A 22625-nucleotide genomic window follows, 5' to 3' on the forward strand; every position below is an offset into this window, starting at 1 on the left:
TATTCACTCTTCCCTTTTCCCAAATCCGCTCTTCCCTCTCTTCATCAAAATACTTTTTCAGCACCCCCTAGTTAGTCTACTAATTCAGCTAACATTTCCCCCTGTTCAGTTTAACCACACTACGAAAAAAGACGTATCTATATTTACTGAAAAAGGAGCGTCGACAAAGAAAACCAAATCACTCTTCGGCTGAATTTAATTTCACTTTTTGGCTTTTTTATTCGGGATTATTGATGATTTGTGCTTCTATTTTGTTCAAGCCTACAGTCTAATTATTCACGAGTGTCAGGGAATTGAGAATCAAACTCAGATAATTGTTGTCCCATCCCGCTTTGAGACGTTTGGCATGAATTCCCCCTTTCGCTGTTGATTCATGGGTAAGGAGATTTAAAGCTAGATGTCGAATTACAGCTAAATTTTCTGCACTATAACCCACACATCCTCTGAGATTATCTTCCCCAAAACCAACATCGAGAACCCAATGAAGTTGATTTTCAATGCTCCAGTGGCTACGAACTGATTGAGCCAAAACTCGAGCATCACTGGGAATACTCATTAAGTAGTATCGCTGTTCCACGGTAATTTTATCTTTAATTCGACGTTCTGATTCCACCATACCAATGGTTTGTAAACCTTTCCATTTTTCTGCCCCAGACAAATATGAAGTATTGCCCATAGTCCAATGTCTGCGAATCTCAACACGACCATGACCTTGATTTTGAGTTTGGTAAAATTGGTGTTCAATGCCTTTCCAATCTTGTTTACGGGCAAATTCAAACAACTCCACCACCTCTTGGTGAAGATTGCCATGATTTCCTTTGAGTGCCAGAATATAATCTCCTTTTTGCTCAATGATAGTTTGTGCAATTTCTTTTTGACATCCCATGGCATCAATAGTAACTATATTTCCTTCAATGGTCAATATTTTTAACAGTTCAGGAATGGCAGTGATTTCGTTGGATTTAGCACTAACTTTTGTTTGTCCTAAAACTAGGCGATTTTTAGTTGCCCACGCACTTACCATATGTATTGCTACTCGATTCTCTCCTCTTTCTAAGGCACTACGCAAACTTTTACCATCCACCGCAATTACTTGTCCTTTGGTGATCTGAGCTACCCCTTCGATCCAATCCAGAAAACATTGCTGTAATTCCTTGGGTTTTAAACGTGCAAATACTCTCATTAATGTATCGTGAGATGGAATTCCATTAGGTAACTCTAAAAATGTTTCTAACCATTCTTTTTTTGCATGACCATAATTTTCAATTTCGACCCAATTATTAGCACCACAAATCACAGCACAAATGGTGATGATTACTATATCAATAAGAAGATGATCAATACTATGCTTGGCACGAGGATCGGTTAAATTGTCAAAATGTTTTGACAAAGATGCTATTGGTGAGTTACTCATAAAAATAGTCAAAATAAATACATTCACTATTTATTTTCTCTTATCAACCAATTTCTTTTATTGCTCAATTATTAAGTTTTGTATGCGTTTGCCCTGAGCAATTAAACATCTTTGAGTAGTTCGTAGTTTGCCCTTTAGGGCATTGATATTAACTGCCCTTAGCCTCAACTACAAACCACATATTTTTCATTCTTTAACCTCTAGCTGACTTTAAACTGAGATACGTTGGATTCCAGTTTTCGAGCCACGTCTTGTAATTCAACAAAGGAATCAGATAGTTGTGCTACAGACATGGTGGTTTTTTCGGCGACTCTGGCAACATCCTCCATTTTAGATTTAACTTCTTCGGAGTTTTCTGATTGCTCGAATGCTGCTGCCGCAATGGCTTCCACTAATTCGTTAATCTGAGTGGTGGCTGCCGCAATCTGGTTTAAACTTTGGCGGGTTTCTTCTACCAGTTTACTTCCTTCGATAACCTGCTCACTTCCTTCCTCCATGGCGTTAACAACCACTTTGGTTTCGCTCAGAATTTCGTTAACCAGTTTGTCAATGTCGGCGGTGGCTTGTGCTGATTGAGTCGCTAATGCCCTTACTTCTTCGGCAATTACCGCAAAGCCCGTTCCTTGCTCTCCTGCCCGTGCGGCTTCGATCGAGGCTTTTAAAGCCAAAAGGTGAGTTTGGGCGGCAAATCGTCCAATTAAACCCACAACGGTAGCGATATTTTGGGTAGTATCCCCAAGTTTTTTCACCTGTTCGGAGGCTTGTTGTACTGTGCCTCGAATTTCCATAATCGATCGAACGGTACGATTCATGGCAGAATCTCCCATTTCCACACTTTCTTGAGCTTTTTGGAGGGCTTCTTCGGCTTGTTCTGCACTTTGGGCAACCATGTTACTCGATCGACTCATCTGGTTAATGGTACTTAAGGCTTCAGAAATATTCTCCACCTGTTCTTCAATTTCTTGACGTAATATGCGTACATCATTTTCATTGTTAGTGGTGGTTTGAGATACTTCTACCGCCGCCGTTTGTACCTGAGCAACGATTTTTCTTAAACTTTCGATGGTGGCATTATAGGAATCGGCGATCGTACCAATTTCATCTTCTGTCACAGAGGCACGAATGGTTAAATCCCCTTGGGATACGGGATCAACCTGCATGAGTAATTCTAAAGCTCGTCTTTGTAGTAACTCTTTTCCTTCTCTTTGAGTTTTTTCTGCATTCAACTGTAAATCAAGAAGTTTTACCCGCTCTAAACTTAACCCGACTTGAGTAGCTAGTTGGCTAAATAACTCGATTTCTGAACCTTCCCAGTTACGCACATCAGAGCATTGATGACAGATTAACAACCCCATTAATTTACGGTTGACTAAAATAGGAGCGACTAAATTTGCTCTCACGGCGAAAGGTTCTAATTGTTTGAGGTGACATTGAGTTAAACCTGCGTTATAAATATCTGGGGTGGCTTGAACTCTACCCTGTTGATATTTTTCTACATAGTTATCAGCAAAACAAGGATCGAGAATTTGAGCACCTAAAGCTACGGGAAAGTTTAAACCAACGGATTCCGCCGTAATTGTACCTTGCCAATTTTCATCAAATTCATAGACAATAGTTCGATCGGCTTGTATGGCAGTACGAATTTCTTTAACGGCAGAATCTAACACCTGTTGACGATTTAAACCAGAGGCTAAAGAAAGGGTAATTTCCTTTAATTGTTCTGCCCTTGTGGCTGCCAACCTTTGGTTTTTGAGGATGTTTACCCTATCTAAAATTACCCCAAATCGTAAGGCAATTTGACCCAAAAACGAGATTTCTCTTTCTTCCCATTCATGGTGTTTACGACAGTGATGGGCAATCAATAAGGCAAATAGTTGCCCTTGACTGATAATTGGTATAACAAGATTCGATTTGATTTGTAATCGGTGCATTAAGGCTTCGTGTTCGGGGGCAAAACCAGCGTTATAAACGTTTTCGGTGGGTACAACTCTACCATTTAGGTAAGCCTGTCTTAATTCTGGTGGGATACAAGGATCATTGATTTTTTCATCCAAAGCACTAGGCAAATCTAAATCTCCTGCTTCATTGCTAATATAACCACTCCAATCTGGTTTAAAGCGATAGATGACGAGTCGATCGACCTGTAATATTTCTTTAGCTTTAGGTAAAGCTCGATCGAATACTTTATTCACATCATCTTCATCGAGGGTACGAGAACCAGTAATTTCTTGGAAAAGACTAACTTTATTAGAATCTAACATTAAAATAGATTCGTTTTGTTCAATGTTATCCGCTAGAGAATTAAAAGTACGAGCTAATTTACCGATTTCATCGTCTCCTTGAACAGTAGTTCTTTTACTGTAATCTCCTTCGGCAAATTTTTCGGCAGTTAACTGTAAAGATTCAATGGGTTTAGCTATCACACGCCCCAAAACCAAAATTAATAACAGATTAACGATGAGTACTGCTACGGCTGTTTGTCCTTGAGCGCTTAAACTATTGGAAATAATGGCATTTAAGGCAGTTTCTGGAGTACCTCTCACTAAAACTCCCACTGGTTGCCCTTGAAAGTTCTTGATAATTCTTGCTGTAAGGGTATATATGGTATTTCCGACTTTATCTCTGATGGAAACCATTTCATCGGGATTTTTAAGAGCAAGTTCTAATAGTGCATTGGTAACAAGAGGCTGTCCTCTTTCTGTTTCTGTTTCTGTCAAGGCACTAGATAAACTAAATTGTCCATTTTCAATTTTATAAATAGCACTGTAGCCTCCTTTGAACTCTTTAATAGTATCTTCCACGATCGAGAATTTTCCGTCCACCACGTCTCCTGACACTAAAACACCGATTACTTGTCGAGTGCCGGGGCGAAATACTGGAGTCAGGGTATAACGAATTAACACATCTTGATTTTGAGAAAGAGTAGGGAAAATAGGGGGTATTTCTCTTGCTAAATCTTCCCAAGGTTTAATTTCAGTGGTTTTAATTTGTTCTGGATTATTAATAACTTGAGATACCAAATTATTCGGGTTAAATTCTTGTCCAGTTCGATCGTTATTGGCATTAACAATAATTCTTCGATCGACTCCCACAAGGGTAGCATATTCAATATTACGAGCCTTGATCTCATTTTGCAGAATTTGACGCACGATCGATCGTTCTTGGGGGGTTAAAGTTCCCCCATTTACATCGGTTAAAGAGGCATTAATAATCGCTAAGTTATCGGATTGTCCACGAAAACCGAACCCCATCTGATTAACTTTGATACCGTAGTTAATAATCGTTGCTTCTAACTCTGATATAGACTGGTTAACTAATTGTTGTCTCCCCCCTTGAATTACTTGAATAACTCCAACCCCTAATAAAGCTGCGATCGATATAGCTTGGGCTGTAATTAATACGAATACCTGTTTTTTGCGAATGGAGATGTTATAAAACCATGTAACGATGGGCAAAGGCTCTTTTTTCGGGGTTGGTTTTATAACTACTGGAATGGGAGCTTTATTTACAGATACGGAAGAAGTGTTGAATTTAGGTTTTTCGGGTGCTTGAGTCATGATAAGAATTAAGAATTAAGAATTAAGAATTAAGAATTAAGAATTGTAACTAAGATTTAACTTTCAAATAATACTAAAGGGGTTAATTTTAATTCGGGGAAAGTAGGGGATTCAATGGATTTTTCTCCTTGATACGATTTTATTTGATAAATATTATTTTCATCTAAAGTACAAACAAAAATAGTCGGTTGTTTCGGATTACCTAACCACGATCGACTAGCTACAGCAAGATAATCAATTAACCAATATTCCTTAATACCTAATAACTGATACTCCGTTAACTTATCGATATAGTCATCTTCCCAATTAGTAGAAACAACCTCCACCACTAACACTGGGGCATCATATAACACCGATTGAGCCGTTAAATTAGACTCCCAAACATCTTTATCTACTACCGCTAAATCGGGATAACGTCCTTGTTCTTGTCCTGTTTGTGTCTCAGTGCGTATAACTATTCGACCACTGATACGATAATTGAGATTCGATCGTTTAGCTTCCATTTTCAAAATATCCGCTATTTCATCGGCAATATCATCATGTTTTCTTGTTGGTTGTTTGCGCATAATTTCTCCATTAACTAACTCGTAGCAACCCTCCTCATCTGGTAATTGATTAATAAATTGAGAAAAAGATAATTTCGGTTTGGTAATAACGGCTGTCATGATAGTGAATAATGAATAGTGGATAATGAATAATATTATCTACAAAAATTTATGAAGTGGTTTTAAAAGTTTCTGATCCCCCTAAATCCCCCTTAATAAGGGGGACTTTCTCAAATATTCTCTCTTTTTAATTAACTCACTTTAGTAGAGTTATGCTGTTAGCAATGAAATTTATTTCATTGTGGGATAATGGTTTAGACTCATAAATTTGAAAACGCCCTGCTTTATAAGGGTGGCGTTTTCAGAAAAATTGTTAATTAACTTTAAACTTACTCACACTCTGTTGTAAATTCTCTGATACTTTAAGTAACTTTTTAAAAGTTCGAGATACCTGAGTTACCGCCGTCGAAGTTTCATTAGAAATAACTGCCACATCAGCCATGGTTTCGGTAATGTCTTCGGAGGTTTGAGACTGTTCAGCCGCAGCAGCGGCGATCGCTGTTACTAATTGGTTAATTTGAGCGGAGGCGGCGGTAATATTGGTTAATGACGATCGAGTTTCTTCCACCAGTCTTGTACCTTCTACTACTTGCTCAGTACCAGATTCCATCGCTTTAACTACTTCGTTGGTTTCTTCCTGAATCTCTGCTACCACTTTTTCAATTTCTGCTGTTGCTTCGGCTGACTGACGGGCAAGAGATCGAACTTCTTCCGCAACCACCGCAAAACCTCGTCCTTCTTCCCCCGCGTGTGCCGCCTCAATGGAAGCATTCAACGCTAAGAGGTTGGTTTGATCCGCAAAGCTACCGATGAGGTTAACTACCTTAGAAATTTTCTGGGTGGACTCCCCTAAACGTTTTACTTTTTTAGCGGTTTCTGCTACGGTTTCTCGGATTGCCAGAATACCATCAACGGTACGATTCATGGCAACTTCCCCTTCTTCTACACTGCGGTTTGCCTGTTTTACCGCTTCTTCCGCTTGTTCGGCGTTATCTAGTACCATCCTTGCACTAAAAGCCAGAGTTTGGATTTTTTCTAGGGCAATGTTAATATCATCGGCTTGGCGAATTACCTCAGTAGCCAAGTTTTCGACAAACTGTTCTTGTTGTGAAACCACATCACTTACCGCTTTTGTACCCCCTTGTACTTGGGTTACAATTTTTCTTAAACTTTCGATGGTGGCGTTGTAGGAGTCGGCGATCGTACCAATTTCATCTTCTGTTACTGTAGCACGAATGGTTAAATCTCCTTGAGATACGGGATCAACCTGCATCAGTAACTCTAAAGCTCGTTGTTGAATAATCTCTCTGGCTCGTCTTTGTTCTAACTCCGATTGTTGTTGTTTTGCCAATAATTGAATACGCTCTAAAGCAGGACCAATTTGAGTGCCTAACTGAGAAAGGAAGATGGACTCAGATTCTGTCCATTGACGAGGGGCATCGCATTGGTGAGCAATTAATAAACCTAATAAATTACCTTCCACAATAATAGGAGCTACAAGGTTAGCTTTCACTTCAAAGGGTTCTAACTGCTGAATATGGCAACTGGTTAACCCCGCCGTATAAATATTATTGGTGGCTTGTACGCGCCCTTGTTTATATTTTTCAACGTATTTATCAGCAAAACAAGGGTCTTTAATATTTGCACCCAAGGCTTTAGGATATTTAGGATCGACAGATTCCACAATGATCGTACCTTTCCAGTCTTCATCGAAAGTATAAATGATCACTCGATCGGTTCTCAAGGCTTCACGCCCCATATTGGTAGCCACTTCAAAGATTTTCTCCTTGGTTAAACACTCAGCAATTCTGAAACTAATATCTTTCAATTTAGTGGACAGGAAAGCATCTAATTGTTGAGATTCCATTAACATTACCCGTTCTAAAGCAGGTCCCATTTGGGTGGCAGTTTGGGCGAAAAATTCAATCTCGTTCATTTCCCAATTACGAGGTGCAGAACATTGGTGAGCAATTAATAACCCTAATAAATTACCATTTGCCACGATAGGCGCTACTAAGTTGGCTTTGACGGCAAAGGGTTCTAGTTGATTGAGGTGACATTCGGTTAACCCTGCTTTATAAATATCGGGAGTGGCTTGTACCCTTCCATTAATGTATTTTTCTACATATTTATCAGCAAAACAGGGATCAAGGATTCTTGCACCAAGAGCTTGAGGATAATTTCGATCGACCGACTCAGCAATAACTGTACCTTGCCAATTATCATCAAAACTATAGACGATAACTCGATCGGACTGCAAAGCCTGACGAATTTCAGTAACGGCAATTTCAAAAACGTCATTAATATTAAAGGCTTTAGTCATTTCTAGGGTCATATTTTTCAGTAAACTAGACTGACTAGCATACATTTGCTGTTCTGATAAGAGAGCTTTTAACTGGGATGTCATGTTATTGATACTTCTACCCAAATCAGCAATTTCATCTTTACCTTGAACTTCTATTTCCACATCCAAATCACCCTGACTAATTTCCTTAATCGCTTTCGATGTTTTCTCAATGGGGGTGACAAATTTTCCAGCTAAAAAGTCAGCTATCCAACCCACCAATCCTGCGGAGACTAAAATCCCCCAAAATACATACCATGAAACGGCTCGTGCTGGTGCTAAAGCAGTATCTACGCTCTCAGCTACAATAATGTTCCAGTTTAAGTCCACATCATCAACTTGCACATCGACAGGCTTATGGGCAATCAGTTGTTTTTTCTTCTCTAACAAATTATTTCCTGTAAAAGATTGTGCTTCTTTACTGTCATTATCCTGAAATTTTAGTTGCGGAAACACCTCTGTTATTTTCACCGATTGATTAGTTAAATCAGTGGTGGGAGATTGTTGGGTATCACTAGGAGTAGAAGTGAAAAACTCTTGTTTTGAGGAGAAAAATAACTCATCTTGATCATTCGTTAAATAAACAGAAGTATTACCCTCATATTGAGATGTTAAAATTTTTCCTAATTTTTCTACGGGTACTCTCAGACGAATAAAACCAATATTTTGTCCCGTCGTGGGGTTTTTAATTACGGAAGCCGCATAAATAGCAAAAGTACCATCACTGGTGGATACCAGTGGATTAGTAACGACAGTACCATTTTTAGCTTTTGCTTCTTGAATATAACTTCTATTCAAATGATTTCCTAAAGGTGTTCCTGTAGTTTGTGCTATTACATTGCCTTGAGTATCGAATAAACCAATACTGTCATAATAATTATATTGCTCTTTAAGTTTATTTAATTGAGTATTCAATGCAGAAGTATTGCGGTTAGAAAAGTCGGGAGAATTAGCGAAAAGACTAGCTAAAGTTTGAGAATCTAAATAATTTTCGTTGATTTTGATTTGTATTTTACTGTCAATGAATTGTGTATCTTCTCTTTTTCGTGTTTCAATTTGTTCTTGTAAAGAACTGTTAACAAAAATACCAATGCTCGTTCCCACTATCAATAGTGGTGTAATACCTAGTGCGATCGCTAAAGTTCTAAATTTAAACCTTAAATTTTGGGATTCAAACCATGAAATTATCCCTTCTTTTGTGGAGCTATTTTGAGAATTATTTTGATTATTATTTGATGAGGTGTTGATTCCACTACCATTGTTCAGATTTGCTGAGGATGAAACATTAATGTTAGGCTCTACAAGAGAATTTTGTTTTTCTATATCAGTATCAATTTTGTTTGGTTGTTGGGGAGATGTTTGAGTCATGGAATCTTGCCTCTAAATAACTGAAATTTAATTTAAGTACTTATGCACTAGGGAACTGGTGTACTATTAAGAATGTTAAATGCAGTATTTAAAACATTCTTGTTGACGACATACCCCTAAGCTCTATTATGAATCTTACTATTAATTTTAGCTCAATTACCAATTTTAACGATCGAATGTCATTGCAACATCATCTAGTAATTTTTCAAAGCCAAATTACTCAGATTTTCCTAGAGCAGTTACGATCGAATTGGTATTAGTAGTTAACATTTTGATATAGGTATCCGCTTCACCCCCTTTCACCCCTAAAGAATCAGAATATAATTTACCTTCAGCGATATTAACTCCTGCTTCTTGAGCAACGGTATTAATTAAAGTAGGATTGATGGTAGTTTCGGCAAAAATGGCTTTCACTCCCGTATTTCTAATGATTTCCACTAGATTTTTAACAGTCTGGGCGCTAGGTTGTTCTTCTGTACTAATACCAATTAATGTACCGGGTATTTCTAAACCATAAGCACTAGCATAATATTGAAAAGCATCATGGCTAGTAATCAGTTGTCTTTGATTGACTGGAATAGTGGCAATTTGATTTTTTATCCATGAATCTAACTCTTTTAATTCTGCAATAAATTGCTCTGAATTTTGTTGAAAAATAGCTTCATTTTCTGGATCAATTTCGATTAATTTATCCCTAATACTTTCTACCATAATTATAGTATTTTGCACATTTCCCCACACATGAGGATCAGGTTTTTTTTGCCCTTCATACTCAAAATCAAGGGGTTTTACCTGTTCTGCCACCGCTAAAGATTGTCCTGTTACTCCCGAAGAATTAATTAATTTAATGATATTTGGTTCAAGATTATAACCGTTATATAAAATTAAATCTGCTTTTTCTAGTTCGATCGAATCTTGAGGTACAGGTTCGTAAACATGAGGATCAGTACCTGCTTTTAAAAGACTAATATTTGTGATATTTTCACCCCCAATTTCATCGGTTAAATTAGCAATAATCGTATTAGTAGAAACTACCCTAATTTTGTCATTTTCTTCTACATTTTCTGTGGTTTGATTACAACCTGCCAGTAAAATTATCATGGCGGTAATTAACCATACTCTTTTATTTCCGAACAAATTTACTTTCATTTTTATCTCATTTTCTTTTCATGATTCTTTCATAAAGTCTAACTTAAATCATTTGTAATGACAAGTGTTGTAAGCTAAGACGCATTTAACTTACCGTTTTTATTAACAAGGGGTTTAAACCCCTTGCCATGACTTTATCGCTTACCTGTTGCCTTTTGCCGATGCCCCGATGCCTACCTTCATCAGTCAACTTAAATGCAAACTAGCTTAATTCTCAAAAAGTCTAAAGACGATTAAAATCAAAGGTTTAGAAAGGTTGAACAGTGTTTAACCCCTACGAACCAATGAAAATTTTTAATGTAACTTTTTGTAAAAATCTCTTGACACTATTATTTACATCATTTAGTGTAAACAATATAAATTGTAAATAAAAAATGTTAAAAACATTACGTCAGTGGATAGGTAACGCCGAATCCCTGACAAAACAACTAGATTATTTAATTAGGGAATTTCAGTTATCCGTAGAAATACCTAGCGTCCGAACTGTGCGACTATGGCGCTCCAAAAATATTTTTTCCCAACCGCCAAAACAAAAGTTCGGTTTTCGGCAAATTTTAGAAGGTTTAGCCACCATTTTATTACTGAAAAAAGGTTGGACTTTAAGCTCGATCGAGCAAATTTTACCACTATTATCGGATGTAGTGTTAGAAGAGCAAATTTTAGGGGAAATTGAAGGCAAACCCACGACTTGGCTACCAGATAGTCTAGTGAAAAATCATCGTCAACAGACGGAAAAAGCCGAAAATGCAGTGGTTTTATTGGCACAAGGAATATTGCATCTTTATAACAGGTTACTAGCTAGTCAAGATGATATTGTGAGACAAGATGATAACTTACCCATTGAATTGTATCAAGCTATGGGGCAATTAGGTCGTTTATACATTGAAGAAGGGAAGTTCGATCGAGCTAGTTGTGTTCATGAAGTATTGCATAACGCTAGATTTTCTCTGCAAAATCCACTGTGGAATTTAGCTATTTTTCAAGATGATAATTTTGTTTATAAAGACGTAATTTTAATTGATTCAGAATTAGTTATTCCCACAGAAGATTGTGGGGAAATTGCTCATAAATATGGAGGCTTTGGGGAAGATAATTTAATCGAACGCCGTCTTTATTTACAATTATGTCAAGCAGTTGAAAAACTAGGAAATCGCCGACATTTTGCCTATACTAAAATAAGAGAATTATTAGGACGTTTTTCTTTAATTAGTCAAGATAAATTCTATGATTATTTACAAGAGCATAATTTGACTTCTTTGTCAGGGGATGTATTTAATTTTTATACGGAAGTTCCAGATATTTGGTTAATCGATAATGTAGCTAATCGTTGTGGTTATTGTGGCACATTAATGCGTCCTAATGCTAATCCTAAATATTCTAATGGTCAATGTCCTATTTGGCAATGTGAAGGTCATTTAAGTCCTAAAATAGCAGAAAAATTAGACCCAAAAAAAGGAGAATTATTAGTAGCTTTACCACAAATTTTAACCTATTGGACTGCACCTGCCATCGATGAATTAGCGATTTATGATACTGCTAAAAAACAGGGTTTAAATGTCGAACTTTATCCACAATCTGATGAATGTGATGTTTCTATTAATGATTTAACTATCGGTATTGATGCTAAATCTTATCGATGTCCTTATTCTTTAGCCCATAAACTTAATTATCGTATTGGTGGTTTAAAACACTATCAAACTCGTATAATTGCTATTAATGATCGTATCATTAAAGATCATCCTTATTATATCGAAAAATTACAAGAAAAATTAGATAAAACTGATTTTACAGCTACTCTACAAATTATGTCCGTTTCACAAGTAATTAACAATATTAAAGAGGGAAAATATGAGAGTTAATCAAGGAATTTTTACTAAGTTCGATCGAATTTGTTGGTTATGTATATTAATGGAATTAATGTCAGATGTTGTCAAAGAAAAATCTTTAGAAAATGCCCCTTTTATTTTATCAGGTATGAATAGTCTTTATGACCTTGACATCCTTAAACCTTATCGACTACCAATTTTTAATACTAGACAAATTGTTCCTGAATTTATCACGAAATCTTCCATTAGAAAAGGAATTAATCTTTATAATGATCATTATTATTTAAAGCAAACTCAAGGCGTATATAAAATAGATGCTGAAAATTTAACTTTTGCCAGAATAGACTTTTTAGAAGATACTTCAATTACCCAAGCTAAAGCAATTTTACATCAACCATTAGGCTATCATAAACATTCAAAAAAAGTAGCCAATCCTACTCAACAAATGTCGGTAATTTTAGGCGATAAAAATATAGGTTATCCCATTCCTATTGAACCTATAAATATACCTTTAAACCCTCGTCAAACTCATCAAATTAAGAGAAATCCTCAAGGTAAAATAATTATTTCTTTAGATGAGTTAAAAAAATTAGCTCAAGAGATGGATAAAAGAGAAAAAAAAGTTCCAGAAAGAAAGCAAGAAAACTGGTTACAAAGATTAAATTTTGACTTAATGACAACAGAAATAGGGGATAAATTACAAACAACAAATAAAATAGAATTAGAAGGAATTAAACACTTATTAGGATTACCCGGCAGTGGTAAAACGACTATCCTAATGTTAATAGCAATATGGTTAGGAAATAATGGTTATAAAGCCTTATTTTTATTCCCTTCGATCGAAGTTGCTAGACAATATTATACTCAACTAAAATTCCATGAAATTAAAGTAGGAATGTTAGTAGGAAATAGCGATGAAACTCGTCGCCGTCATGCCAATAATTTAGCAGAAAGTATTGCTATTTCTAGTGAAAATAACGGCTTTGCTAACACTATTGAAGGAGCAGAATTATTTAGTTTAAACTGCATTTTACCTGCTTTTACAAAACAAGATACTTCTTTTTGGAAATTTGGGGAAGCACCTTGTGCAAATATTTTACAAGGCAAAACAAAAACAGGAAAACCTAAAGAAAATTTATGCCCATTATGGACAATGTGCGGAAGAAATACTGCGCCAAGAGACCTAATTAATGCTAACATTTGGGTAGGTCATGTTTTATCGATGGACACCGATATTCCTCCTCATGCTATCGATGAACAAATACGATATTTTGAATTAATTGCGCGTACTTTTGATGTGCTTGTCTTTGATGAAGCCGATAGGGTACAGTCTTTATTAGACGAATCTGGAGTCGCAACTTTAAATATTTCAGGTTCAGAAAAATCGATTCACAGTAAAATTTTAAAGGCAATTAATAACCGTTTTGCTAAGGGTGAAAATTATTATTTATTTGATCGAGATGTACAAAATTATACCAGAGATTTGTCAGAATTTGAAGGACATAATTATACTTTAATTCATACTTTACAAAATCTTTCTTTATCTCATATTGGTAAACGTTATGAACATCAATTATTAACTATTTGGCAACTCATTAGTGATTTATTAAATGGTTTAGAAAAAGATGATTTAAACTATGAAGAATTATCAGAAAATGAGTTACTAGAAAGACAAAATAAAATTAATGCTAAAGTAAGTTTTTGGCGTGAATCGGCTTATCAGGCTTTTGACGATCGTATTGGTGTAAATTTGCAAGAATGGAAGTATATTGATTCTGCTGCTAAAAGTTTAGGAATTGAAAGGGAAATACTATCACAAAAGTTTAATACATTAACCCTTTATTTTCGTCAATATTTAGCAGAAAATTCAGCTATAAAAAGAGATAAAATTGTTAATAATATTACTGAATTATTTTTAACTGTTTGTTTTATTAACGAATCAAAACCTGCAGGAAGTGAAGAAGTCATTAAACTATTAATTTCCATTACCTTTATGATTTTAGGTTATCTCAAAATTGTCTTTGGTACAAGAAGAATGATAGCCGAAGGTTTAATAAAAGAATCACTTATTAACCCAACTCCTAGCAATATTTTAAGAAGAATTATTCCAGAGAATCTTTTAGGTTCATTTTCGGGGGTGAAATATAGTTTTTCTAAAGCTAATTCCACCCGTGCGAATGCAAAAAATGTCGAACTTTCTTACCTAACTTTAATGGGTACACCTAGAATGTTAATGCACCATTTTCACGAGTTATTTAAACCAGAAAATCAGGAAAAAAGTCCAGCAGTTTTAATGACTTCAGCCACGTCTTTTTTAGAATTTAGTCCCGCATATCATCTGCAAATTAAACCTAATTATCTCTTAAAACCGCAAAAAAAACAACATTCTACTAATAGTCAATATACTTTTTTACCATTATTCGATCGAGAAAGGGGATATGTACCTTTACGTTATAGTGGTGCAGGAGAATTAAGAAATAGAAACTTAGAAAAAATGATTGATGAATTACTAAAAGATGGTGATAATTCTCATATTTATAAACAAATAAATAAATTTGATATAAAGCATAATATTAAAAGAAAAGTCGCTTTAATAGTTAATAGTTATGAACAAGCTAGAAACCTAAAAAAATATATCGATCATAAATATCCAGAAATAGGAAAAAAAACGAAGGCTTTAGTTAATTTTTTATATGAAGGAGACAGTAATAAAAATTATTTAACTACTGCCCAATGTCCTTTATTTGGAGATGATGAAAACTGTGATATTTTAATCTTTCCTATGTTAGCTATTGGTAGAGGAGTTAACATCGTTTTTACCAAAGGAGAAAGAAAATTAGATGCCTCTATTGGTTCAATTTATTTCCTGACTCGTCCCCATCCTACCATCGATGATCTACAATTATTATATAGTTTAGCTGGAGAAGCAACCCAAAATTTTGATAACTTTATATTAACTCGAAATAAGGACTTAAATAGTTTAATTAAACAGTGGGAATTAGCAAAAAAAGACATCAGCAAAAAAGTCGATCGTTTATTAAAAGAACCCTTTATGGCATCCCGTTTAAATCCATCATTATTTACTGCATTTACAGCTAATCAAATGGTGGACATTTTACAAACAATCGGACGAGGAATGCGTAACGGTTGCCCAGTACAAGTCTTTTTTGTTGATGCCTCTTGGGCGATAAATTCCGCTAAAGAAAAAGTTGACTCAGAACGAAGTAGTATGTTAATTAAAATGCGTGTAATTTTAGAAGAATGTATGAATAATCCTGATCCTATAACAAGGGAAATTTATCAAGAATTATATCAATCTTTTTTAACACCATTACAAAATATTAAAGACGTTAAATATCCTTCAAAATTTAACTATAATAATGATGATGATAACGATGATTTTGATAGTTATTATGATGAAGATTATGAATTATAAATTAAAAGCTCTTTATTGAAAAAAAGTATCGTATTTTCATGACTCAAATGGAACAACTATATGTAATAATATAATTATTGTTAAACAAAATTTACCTCTTAACTTCCATGAATAAAGTAACCGTAGAAATTCCTGAAAACTTAATGAATAAAATACAAAATAGCAATTATTCTATTAAAGATATTTTGTTAAAAGCCTTAGAAGAATATTTTATAAAAGAAGAATTAAATATTACCACAACCAAGACTTGGGAACTTTGTGGAAGTTTAGAGATTACTAATCCAGAACCTCAATTTCAAATTAGTGATTCCAATGGAAAAATATATACTAACTATGCTGAAAATATTGATGAAATTTTATATTAAAATAAATATAATATCTTGAGAAAATGGAGCAAAAAATAATTGTGGATACATCTGCTTTAATTGCCTTTTTTGTCAAGTCAGAAAGCAATCATAAAATAGCAAAAGAATATGTATTAAATCATCAATATTATCGTTGGATAATTTTAGAAACAGTATTCGATGAAACAGTAACTTGGATTAGAACAAAAATCTCTATTAATGCTTCTATTAAAATCGGTCAAATTTTAAGAACTGAACATCATTATATTAATATTTCAGATCAAGAAGATCAACTGATTTGGCAAACTTTTTGTAAGTATGATGATAAAAAATGGAGTTATACCGATTGTTCTATTTTAGTTATGGCACATCGTTTAAATATTTTTCAAGTTTTTGCCTTTGATGAACATATTCGTCAAATGGCAGGTAATGGTATTATTTGTGTACCTTAAAATTTTATCTAAATTAGGTAATTTTTTTATGATGATATAAAGAGTAACTAATATTGAAAAAGAAGGAGAATTTTATGACGACACAATCAGAATTTTATACTGCTATTTACGATACAGGAATAAAAATTAATTCTTTCTTTTTAGCTTTTACAATTCCTGATAAAATTGAAGCAGTAAAAGTAAAAAATTATACATTATCATGGACATTAGAAGCCTTAGCACAATTTGAGTTAATCAAGACAAAAATTCATGACAAAAACAAGAATTTACCCTATGCCTCTTTGAGAGGATTATTACAAATTTATTTTGATAATCTTGAATATTTACATAGAGAGATTAATTTAAAATTTATTAACATAAACAGAGAAAAAGATATTAAACCTTTTGCTTATTTAAGTTATGATGATGAAGACTCAATTAATGAAGAATTAATCAATAAAAATTTTACCAATATTTTTGATAATTGGACGACTCATTATTTACGTCCTTATGTTAAAAAAAATAATCCATCCTCATTAACAATAATAGATGACTTACAAAAACTATTAATAAACAATAATCTGATCAAAATTGAAGCGTATAATTTTAAGATATTGCCTTGGGAATGGAATACAAAAAAAGGAAAACTGTATAAAGATTTAGTAGAATATATTGCTCGTAAAATTGCAGGACAAGAGATATTTAAAAACTGTGGTACAATGAAAAGAATTATCTCATCTAATTCTCTGGGCGGTTACACAGAATTAATGACTCCTCCTATTTCTATAGAAGGAAAAAAGGGCAAATTTAGTTTAGTAATTACCTTAGAAATAGTTACTTTTCCCACCCTTCATCAACCAGTGTTAAAAATTGATGTTTCTAAGAGAAGATGGATTTATCAATTAACTGATAATTCTTACAGATTGGGAGATATTAATGGTTATGTTTTTGATGAAAATTATGATGATAAAGTCTTTCAATTTAAAGTAAAATCTGAAAAGAATAATGATAAATATACTTGGAATATTGATCAAGATTTTGAACCTTTACGCCATAAATTCCAACTTTCTTCACAACTCAAAACAGGACAAGATATTATTAGTAAAGCATCCAATGAAAAAACCCAAGTAGTTTTAACTTTTCGTCATCGTTTACAAGATAAAAAAGATAATCATGATATTGGTGCAGGAGTGCCAGAATATGATAAATTAACCGCCTATAAAGCTATTGATAAGATTCTTCAACCCATTGGTTTTATTCATTTTGAAAAGTATCAACCAGTAGAGAGAAAACATCCTGATTCAGATAATCAGATTAATCACACTACTTTATTAAGTGCTATTTTACAAAAACTAGATAACAATAATTCTTTAAAATTTACTCCTGAATATTGTTTACATTTAAGTCAGGAAGAAAAAAATAATTTACTAGAAAAGTTTGTTGATACTTTTAAGATTTCTTTAGATAACATCGATATTGATTTAGATAAAAAATTGCAAGAATTTAAAACAAAAATATCTACAAAAAAAAATAAGGAAAAAGTAAACTCTCTTATTCTGAATTTCCTAGTAATGGAGGAAGAAATTAAAAGGAATTATCAAGCCTTAGAAAAATTATATCCCAATGATGAATTACTGTTTATTATTTTTTATCAAGATGATTTAAAAACCGATGCAGAATTTGTTGAAAATATTGCTCAAATTACGTTAGGAAAGAAGGTTAAAGTTGAAACAACTCGTTTGCCTAAAAATGTTCATGGTGATAAAGATAATTTACCACATAAAGAGAAAACAGCAAAAGAACGTTCTCAAGCTAGAATTGAAGAATGGAAAAAATATACGACACAATTAGCAACTCAAAATAAGAAAATTTTTTGTTTAATTTTAGCAGATGAATGGTATAATGGTAAGCATGATGATAAGGTCAATAAACCTTCTACTCGACAAGCATTAGCCAGTTTAGCAGGTTCTGCGGTACAATTTTTATTACCTATAGAAAGAACTAAAAAAGGATTAATTAAGTTAGATAATTATTTTCAAAGAGTACAATCTGCTTTAAAAGATTTATTCTCAGCGCACTCTGGTAGAATTGATAATGTACAGGAAAAAATTAATACCTATCTTAGTAAAATTGAGGCTGAAAATCGCCCTAAAGAAATAATTGGCATAACGATTGTAAGGCAAGAAAAAGGAAGGGTTAAAAGTTATTTAAAACCCACATATTTATTAATAGCAAGTCGTTTAAATGTGGAAACGGGAATTTGTGATTTACGTTTTGCTTATGATAAAAATGGTCAATTCTTAAAGAGTAACTGGTATCATTTTGTGGATGGCATCAAAGAAGTAGCGAAACTTTCTCCTGTTAAATTAGTTCCAAATAATAATAACAATAATAATGATCATATAGTGGCAAAAAAGCGTTTTGCCGAGTTTTTAAATCTGGTAATTTCTGAATCAGTAAATAATGGTAATAATCCGATTATTTTGATTGATTCTTCTAATTGTGTTAAACTTTGTCCTTGGTTGGCTGATGTAAGAATTAATCCTGATAATATTCACTTAAATGAACTCGATGAAGATATGCAAGTTAATTGGAAAGGTGCGAGAATTATTCGTATTCGTCAGGATATTGCCCCCGGTTTTATTATAGAAAAAGAGAGACGATATGCTAAAACTTCTTTAGATGATACTCGTACAAAAAACGAGTTAAATTGTGATTATACAATACCTTCAGCTACCAGTTTAACGCATGATTTATTCAAACTAAAAACTGATTCTTTAACAGGTTGTGTTACTTATTTATCTAGTGGTAAAAAATTTCTACATGATAATAAAAGAGGATTAAGTTGTTATCAAGAAAATGAGACTTTTAAGAAAGATAAAAATAAAAAAAATAGTGCTAATTTAACTATTGGTACAATAGAAAAAAAACTTCCTTTAATAGATCATTATCCTACGCCAAATCCTTTAGAAATTGTGGTGACTTTACGTCAAGAAAATGATAATCCCGATGATTTAGCGATATTTGTGGAGTCTTTACGGTATGGTTTTGGACACAATAAAGAATGGGTGAGTTTACCCGCACCCTTATTTTTCGAGAGAGTGGTAAGAGATTATATTAGTGAATTTGCTATCACCGATGAAGAAGATACAACATCGGAAATAGAAGAAAAATTTACTCAATTAAGTTTATTTGATTATAGCAGTTCGTTATGATTTGTGAGAATATGATCCCCCCTAACCCCCCTTTATTTAAGGGGGAATTTAGTATAAATTATAATTTATAGATCGATCGAAATAAATACAGGCAAAGTACCTGTATTTTGATAAATTTAATGTGAAAAGGGGGTAAAATTTAGACGATCGAAGTTAAAATATCTTGAGCATGGGTAGAAGTATTAACTTGTGCATCCACATGGCTAATAACCCCTTCGCCATTGATGATATAAGTAACTCGTTTAGGATAACCACCGCCGTCAACATCGTAGGCTTTAGTAATACTTCGATCGGTATCAGCTAAAAGTTGAAAAGGTAAACCATATTTTTCCTTAAACATTTTATGGGAAGCCTCATCATCATTGCTAACCCCTAAAACCACAATTTCTTTATCCTGATACTCTTGATAGTTGTCTCGGAAACTTTGAGCTTCTTTGGTGCAACCGGGGGTATCATCTTTAGGATAGAAATATAAAACTACTACCTTACCTGCAAAATCTGATAAAGATACGGTATTACCTTGATCATCAGTGGTGGTAAATAATGGTGCTTTAGTACCAACAGAAAGTGCCATCTTAAAATTTCCTACAATTAAATAAATGCTATCTTAACTTTACAATACTTAACGAAAGATGAAAATACCCTTACCGAAAAATTTTGAACCTCAAAAACCTCTGAAGATTGCCGATTATCAAGACATCATGGTAACGTTATATTGTCCTCAGATACATCCTTTACAGTTTAATATAGAGCAATTTAGGGATAAAAAAATAATTCCTTCTCATTGGCAATTAGTTAAACCTATCTTGAAAAAAAATAATTTATTACAACTAATTTTTGACTCAGGAATCACTATCAATATTGAGGTAGGTAAGATTTCTTTTTTCTCAAAAATTAATCAAAGTATCAAAGTTTTTCCAGAGATAATTAAACTATTTTTACGCAAATATATTAACTACAACTTTATTAGAACACAAATTAGCTTAAAACGTTTTATTTCTTTACCAAATGGTAAGGAAAATGGCTCAAAATTTATTAACGAAATTCTCCTTAATAATCCTAATAACTGGAGTATTCAAGGACAAAAACCGAAAAAATGTCAAGTAACTTTTGGTTATAATTTCCCTAAAAGTAATTTAATTCTTCATATCAATGATGTCCAAGCTCGTAATAATAATATAAGAAAGTATGGTTTACTATTTCGGGGGATTTTTACTTATAATTTACCACAAAAACGCAATCTCGATCGAATCACTTATTTAATTTCGATCGTCTCTAATTATCAAAATAATATTAAAGTTTTTAATCAAATTATTAACGAAACTTTTTTGTCTTGAGGAAGGATATATATGTTGAGTTATATTTCTGTCATTGCGAGGTAACGAAGCAATCTGAAGCAATCTTAAACTTAGTTTGAATCAAATCTTATCATAAGTCAATTTTAAGCAAAATCTGAGGTAAAATAGCAAACAATATCATCAGCACATTAATTATTATCTCGATCGAACTATGTTTATCAAATGCACTACTCGTCATATTAGAATTTACACCGCCGAAATCAAGCAAAATGAGTTAATTCCCTCCAATCAAGTGTTAACCCTTGACGTTGACCCCGATAACGAGTTTAATTGGGATGAAGTAGCACTGCAAAAAGTGTATCGTAAATTTGATGACTTAGTAGAGAGTTATAGCGGAGAAGACTTAACCGATTATAACCTACGCCGTATCGGTTCAGATTTAGAACATTTAATTAGAAATCTCTTAAATAAAGGGGAAATTAGTTATAACCTTAACGCTAGAGTACTTAACTATAGTATGGGTTTACCTAGGGTTGACGCGCCAGAATCCGAAGGAAAATATCAATTAAGTTAATAGGGTTAAAACCCTGACTACAAACCAAACCAAAATATCAGTTTGTAGTGATGGCTTTAGCCATTTCTCGATAAACCTTATTGAATATATACAAAAATGAATATTTTATTACCCCTAGAGGGTTTTTTTTTGCTAATAGTAACAGGAATTATCATCTATTTATTAACTCCACGCCGTTATCAAACTACGGATTCTGTCGCCAATTCCTATGACGAATGGACTCAAGACGGTATCCTAGAGTTTTATTGGGGTGAACATATTCACTTAGGACATTATGGCTTACCTCCTCGCAGAAAAGATTTTTTACAAGCTAAAGCGGATTTTGTCCATGAAATGGTGAAATGGGGAGGCTTAGATAAATTACCATCGAATACAACGGTTTTAGATGTTGGTTGTGGTATCGGTGGCAGTAGTCGCATTTTAGCAAAGGATTACGGTTTTTCTGTAACGGGTATTACAATCAGCCCTCAACAGGTAAAAAGGGCGCAAGAATTAACCTCCCCTGACGTTAATGCAAAGTTTCAAGTGGATAATGCCCTATCTTTATCATTTCCTGATAATAGCTTTGATGTAGTATGGACTGTGGAAGCTGGTCCTCACATGGAAGATAAAGCCTTATTTGCACGGGAATTAATGCGAGTGCTTAAGCCTAATGGTATTTTAGTTGTAGCTGACTGGAATCAAAGGGACGATCGAACCATCCCCTTAAATTGGTGGGAAAAACCCGTGATGAAACAATTATTAGACCAATGGTCACATCCTGCTTTTTCCAGTATAGAAGGCTTTGCGGAACTTTTAGTAGCAACGGGATTAACCCAAGGGGAAGTAATTACCGATGATTGGACAGTACAAACCCTTCCTTCGTGGTTAGATTCCATTTGGCAAGGCATAGCTAAACCTGCTGGATTGATTAAATTTGGGGTATCTGGTTTCATCAAATCTGTACGAGAAATTCCCACTATCTTGTTAATGCGCTTGGCGTTTGGTACTGGGCTTTGTCGATTTGGTATGTTTAAAGCAGTTAAGAAGTGAACTACCAACATTAACCTAGCGGTATAGTGTAG

At 33.9% G+C, this 22625-nt stretch carries 14 protein-coding genes; 8 read left to right on the forward strand and 6 right to left on the reverse strand.

Features of this window, described 5'->3' with window-relative positions:
- Positions 1–268: 268 nt before the first annotated feature.
- The 5 genes from ACN4EE_RS11960 to ACN4EE_RS11980 form a co-directional block, all read right to left on the reverse strand.
- Complete coding sequence (locus ACN4EE_RS11960; RefSeq protein WP_431706675.1) at positions 269–1414, reverse strand: ISAs1 family transposase; 1146 nt, start codon at positions 1412–1414, stop codon at positions 269–271.
- 200 nt (positions 1415–1614) lie between these two features.
- Entirely contained in the window at positions 1615–4971 is a 3357-nt protein-coding gene (locus tag ACN4EE_RS11965) for a methyl-accepting chemotaxis protein (RefSeq protein WP_431706676.1), read from the reverse strand.
- Between the two features lie 56 nt (positions 4972–5027).
- On the reverse strand, positions 5028–5636 hold the full coding sequence (locus tag ACN4EE_RS11970; RefSeq protein WP_431706677.1) for a Uma2 family endonuclease: 609 nt from the start codon (positions 5634–5636) through the stop codon (positions 5028–5030).
- A gap of 253 nt (positions 5637–5889) precedes the next feature.
- Positions 5890–9288, reverse strand: coding sequence for a methyl-accepting chemotaxis protein (locus ACN4EE_RS11975; RefSeq protein WP_431706678.1), 3399 nt, complete (start codon positions 9286–9288; stop codon positions 5890–5892).
- Between the two features lie 216 nt (positions 9289–9504).
- Positions 9505–10437 (reverse strand): metal ABC transporter solute-binding protein, Zn/Mn family, encoded by a 933-nt coding sequence (locus tag ACN4EE_RS11980; RefSeq protein WP_431706679.1) that lies wholly within the window; start codon positions 10435–10437, stop codon positions 9505–9507.
- A 374-nt stretch (positions 10438–10811) separates the two neighbouring features.
- Between ACN4EE_RS11980 and ACN4EE_RS11985 the strand changes: the two genes are divergently transcribed.
- The 5 genes from ACN4EE_RS11985 (at position 10812) to ACN4EE_RS12005 (ending at position 19689) form a co-directional block, all read left to right on the forward strand.
- Entirely contained in the window at positions 10812–12296 is a 1485-nt protein-coding gene (locus tag ACN4EE_RS11985; RefSeq protein ID WP_431706680.1) for a restriction endonuclease-related protein, read from the forward strand.
- A complete protein-coding gene (locus tag ACN4EE_RS11990; protein WP_431706681.1) occupies positions 12286–15699 on the forward strand; it encodes a pPIWI_RE_Z domain-containing protein in 3414 nt (1137 codons plus the stop codon). The genes ACN4EE_RS11985 and ACN4EE_RS11990 overlap by 11 nt, the downstream gene beginning before the upstream one ends.
- Before the next feature lie 107 nt (positions 15700–15806).
- Positions 15807–16064, forward strand: a complete 258-nt coding sequence (locus tag ACN4EE_RS11995; RefSeq protein ID WP_431706682.1) for a hypothetical protein — start codon at positions 15807–15809, stop codon at positions 16062–16064.
- A gap of 23 nt (positions 16065–16087) precedes the next feature.
- A complete protein-coding gene (locus ACN4EE_RS12000) occupies positions 16088–16495 on the forward strand; it encodes a type II toxin-antitoxin system VapC family toxin (RefSeq protein ID WP_431706683.1) in 408 nt (135 codons plus the stop codon).
- 74 nt (positions 16496–16569) lie between these two features.
- Entirely contained in the window at positions 16570–19689 is a 3120-nt protein-coding gene (locus tag ACN4EE_RS12005; RefSeq protein WP_431706684.1) for an RNaseH domain-containing protein, read from the forward strand.
- Positions 19690–19828: 139 nt separating this feature from the next.
- Here the strand turns inward: ACN4EE_RS12005 and ACN4EE_RS12010 are convergent, their stop codons facing one another.
- Positions 19829–20263: a peroxiredoxin gene (locus ACN4EE_RS12010; protein ID WP_431706685.1), complete on the reverse strand. Its 435-nt coding sequence runs from the start codon at positions 20261–20263 to the stop codon at positions 19829–19831.
- 58 nt (positions 20264–20321) lie between these two features.
- On the opposite strand from ACN4EE_RS12010, the gene ACN4EE_RS12015 reads away from it, so the two are divergent.
- The 3 genes from ACN4EE_RS12015 to ACN4EE_RS12025 all read left to right on the forward strand — a co-directional run bounded on the left by ACN4EE_RS12015 (position 20322) and on the right by ACN4EE_RS12025 (position 22593).
- The gene (locus ACN4EE_RS12015; protein ID WP_431706686.1) at positions 20322–21026 is read left to right on the forward strand and encodes a hypothetical protein; all 705 of its coding nucleotides are present in this window, start codon (positions 20322–20324) and stop codon (positions 21024–21026) included.
- 172 nt (positions 21027–21198) lie between these two features.
- Positions 21199–21561, forward strand: coding sequence for an NAD(P)H-quinone oxidoreductase subunit M (gene ndhM, locus ACN4EE_RS12020; protein WP_431706687.1), 363 nt, complete (start codon positions 21199–21201; stop codon positions 21559–21561).
- 96 nt (positions 21562–21657) lie between these two features.
- The gene (locus tag ACN4EE_RS12025) at positions 21658–22593 is read left to right on the forward strand and encodes a methyltransferase domain-containing protein (RefSeq protein WP_431706688.1); all 936 of its coding nucleotides are present in this window, start codon (positions 21658–21660) and stop codon (positions 22591–22593) included.
- Positions 22594–22625: the final 32 nt, after the last annotated feature.

The organism is Geminocystis sp. CENA526 (assembly GCF_050753365.1).
In the GTDB taxonomy this organism is placed as follows: domain Bacteria; phylum Cyanobacteriota; class Cyanobacteriia; order Cyanobacteriales; family Cyanobacteriaceae; genus Geminocystis.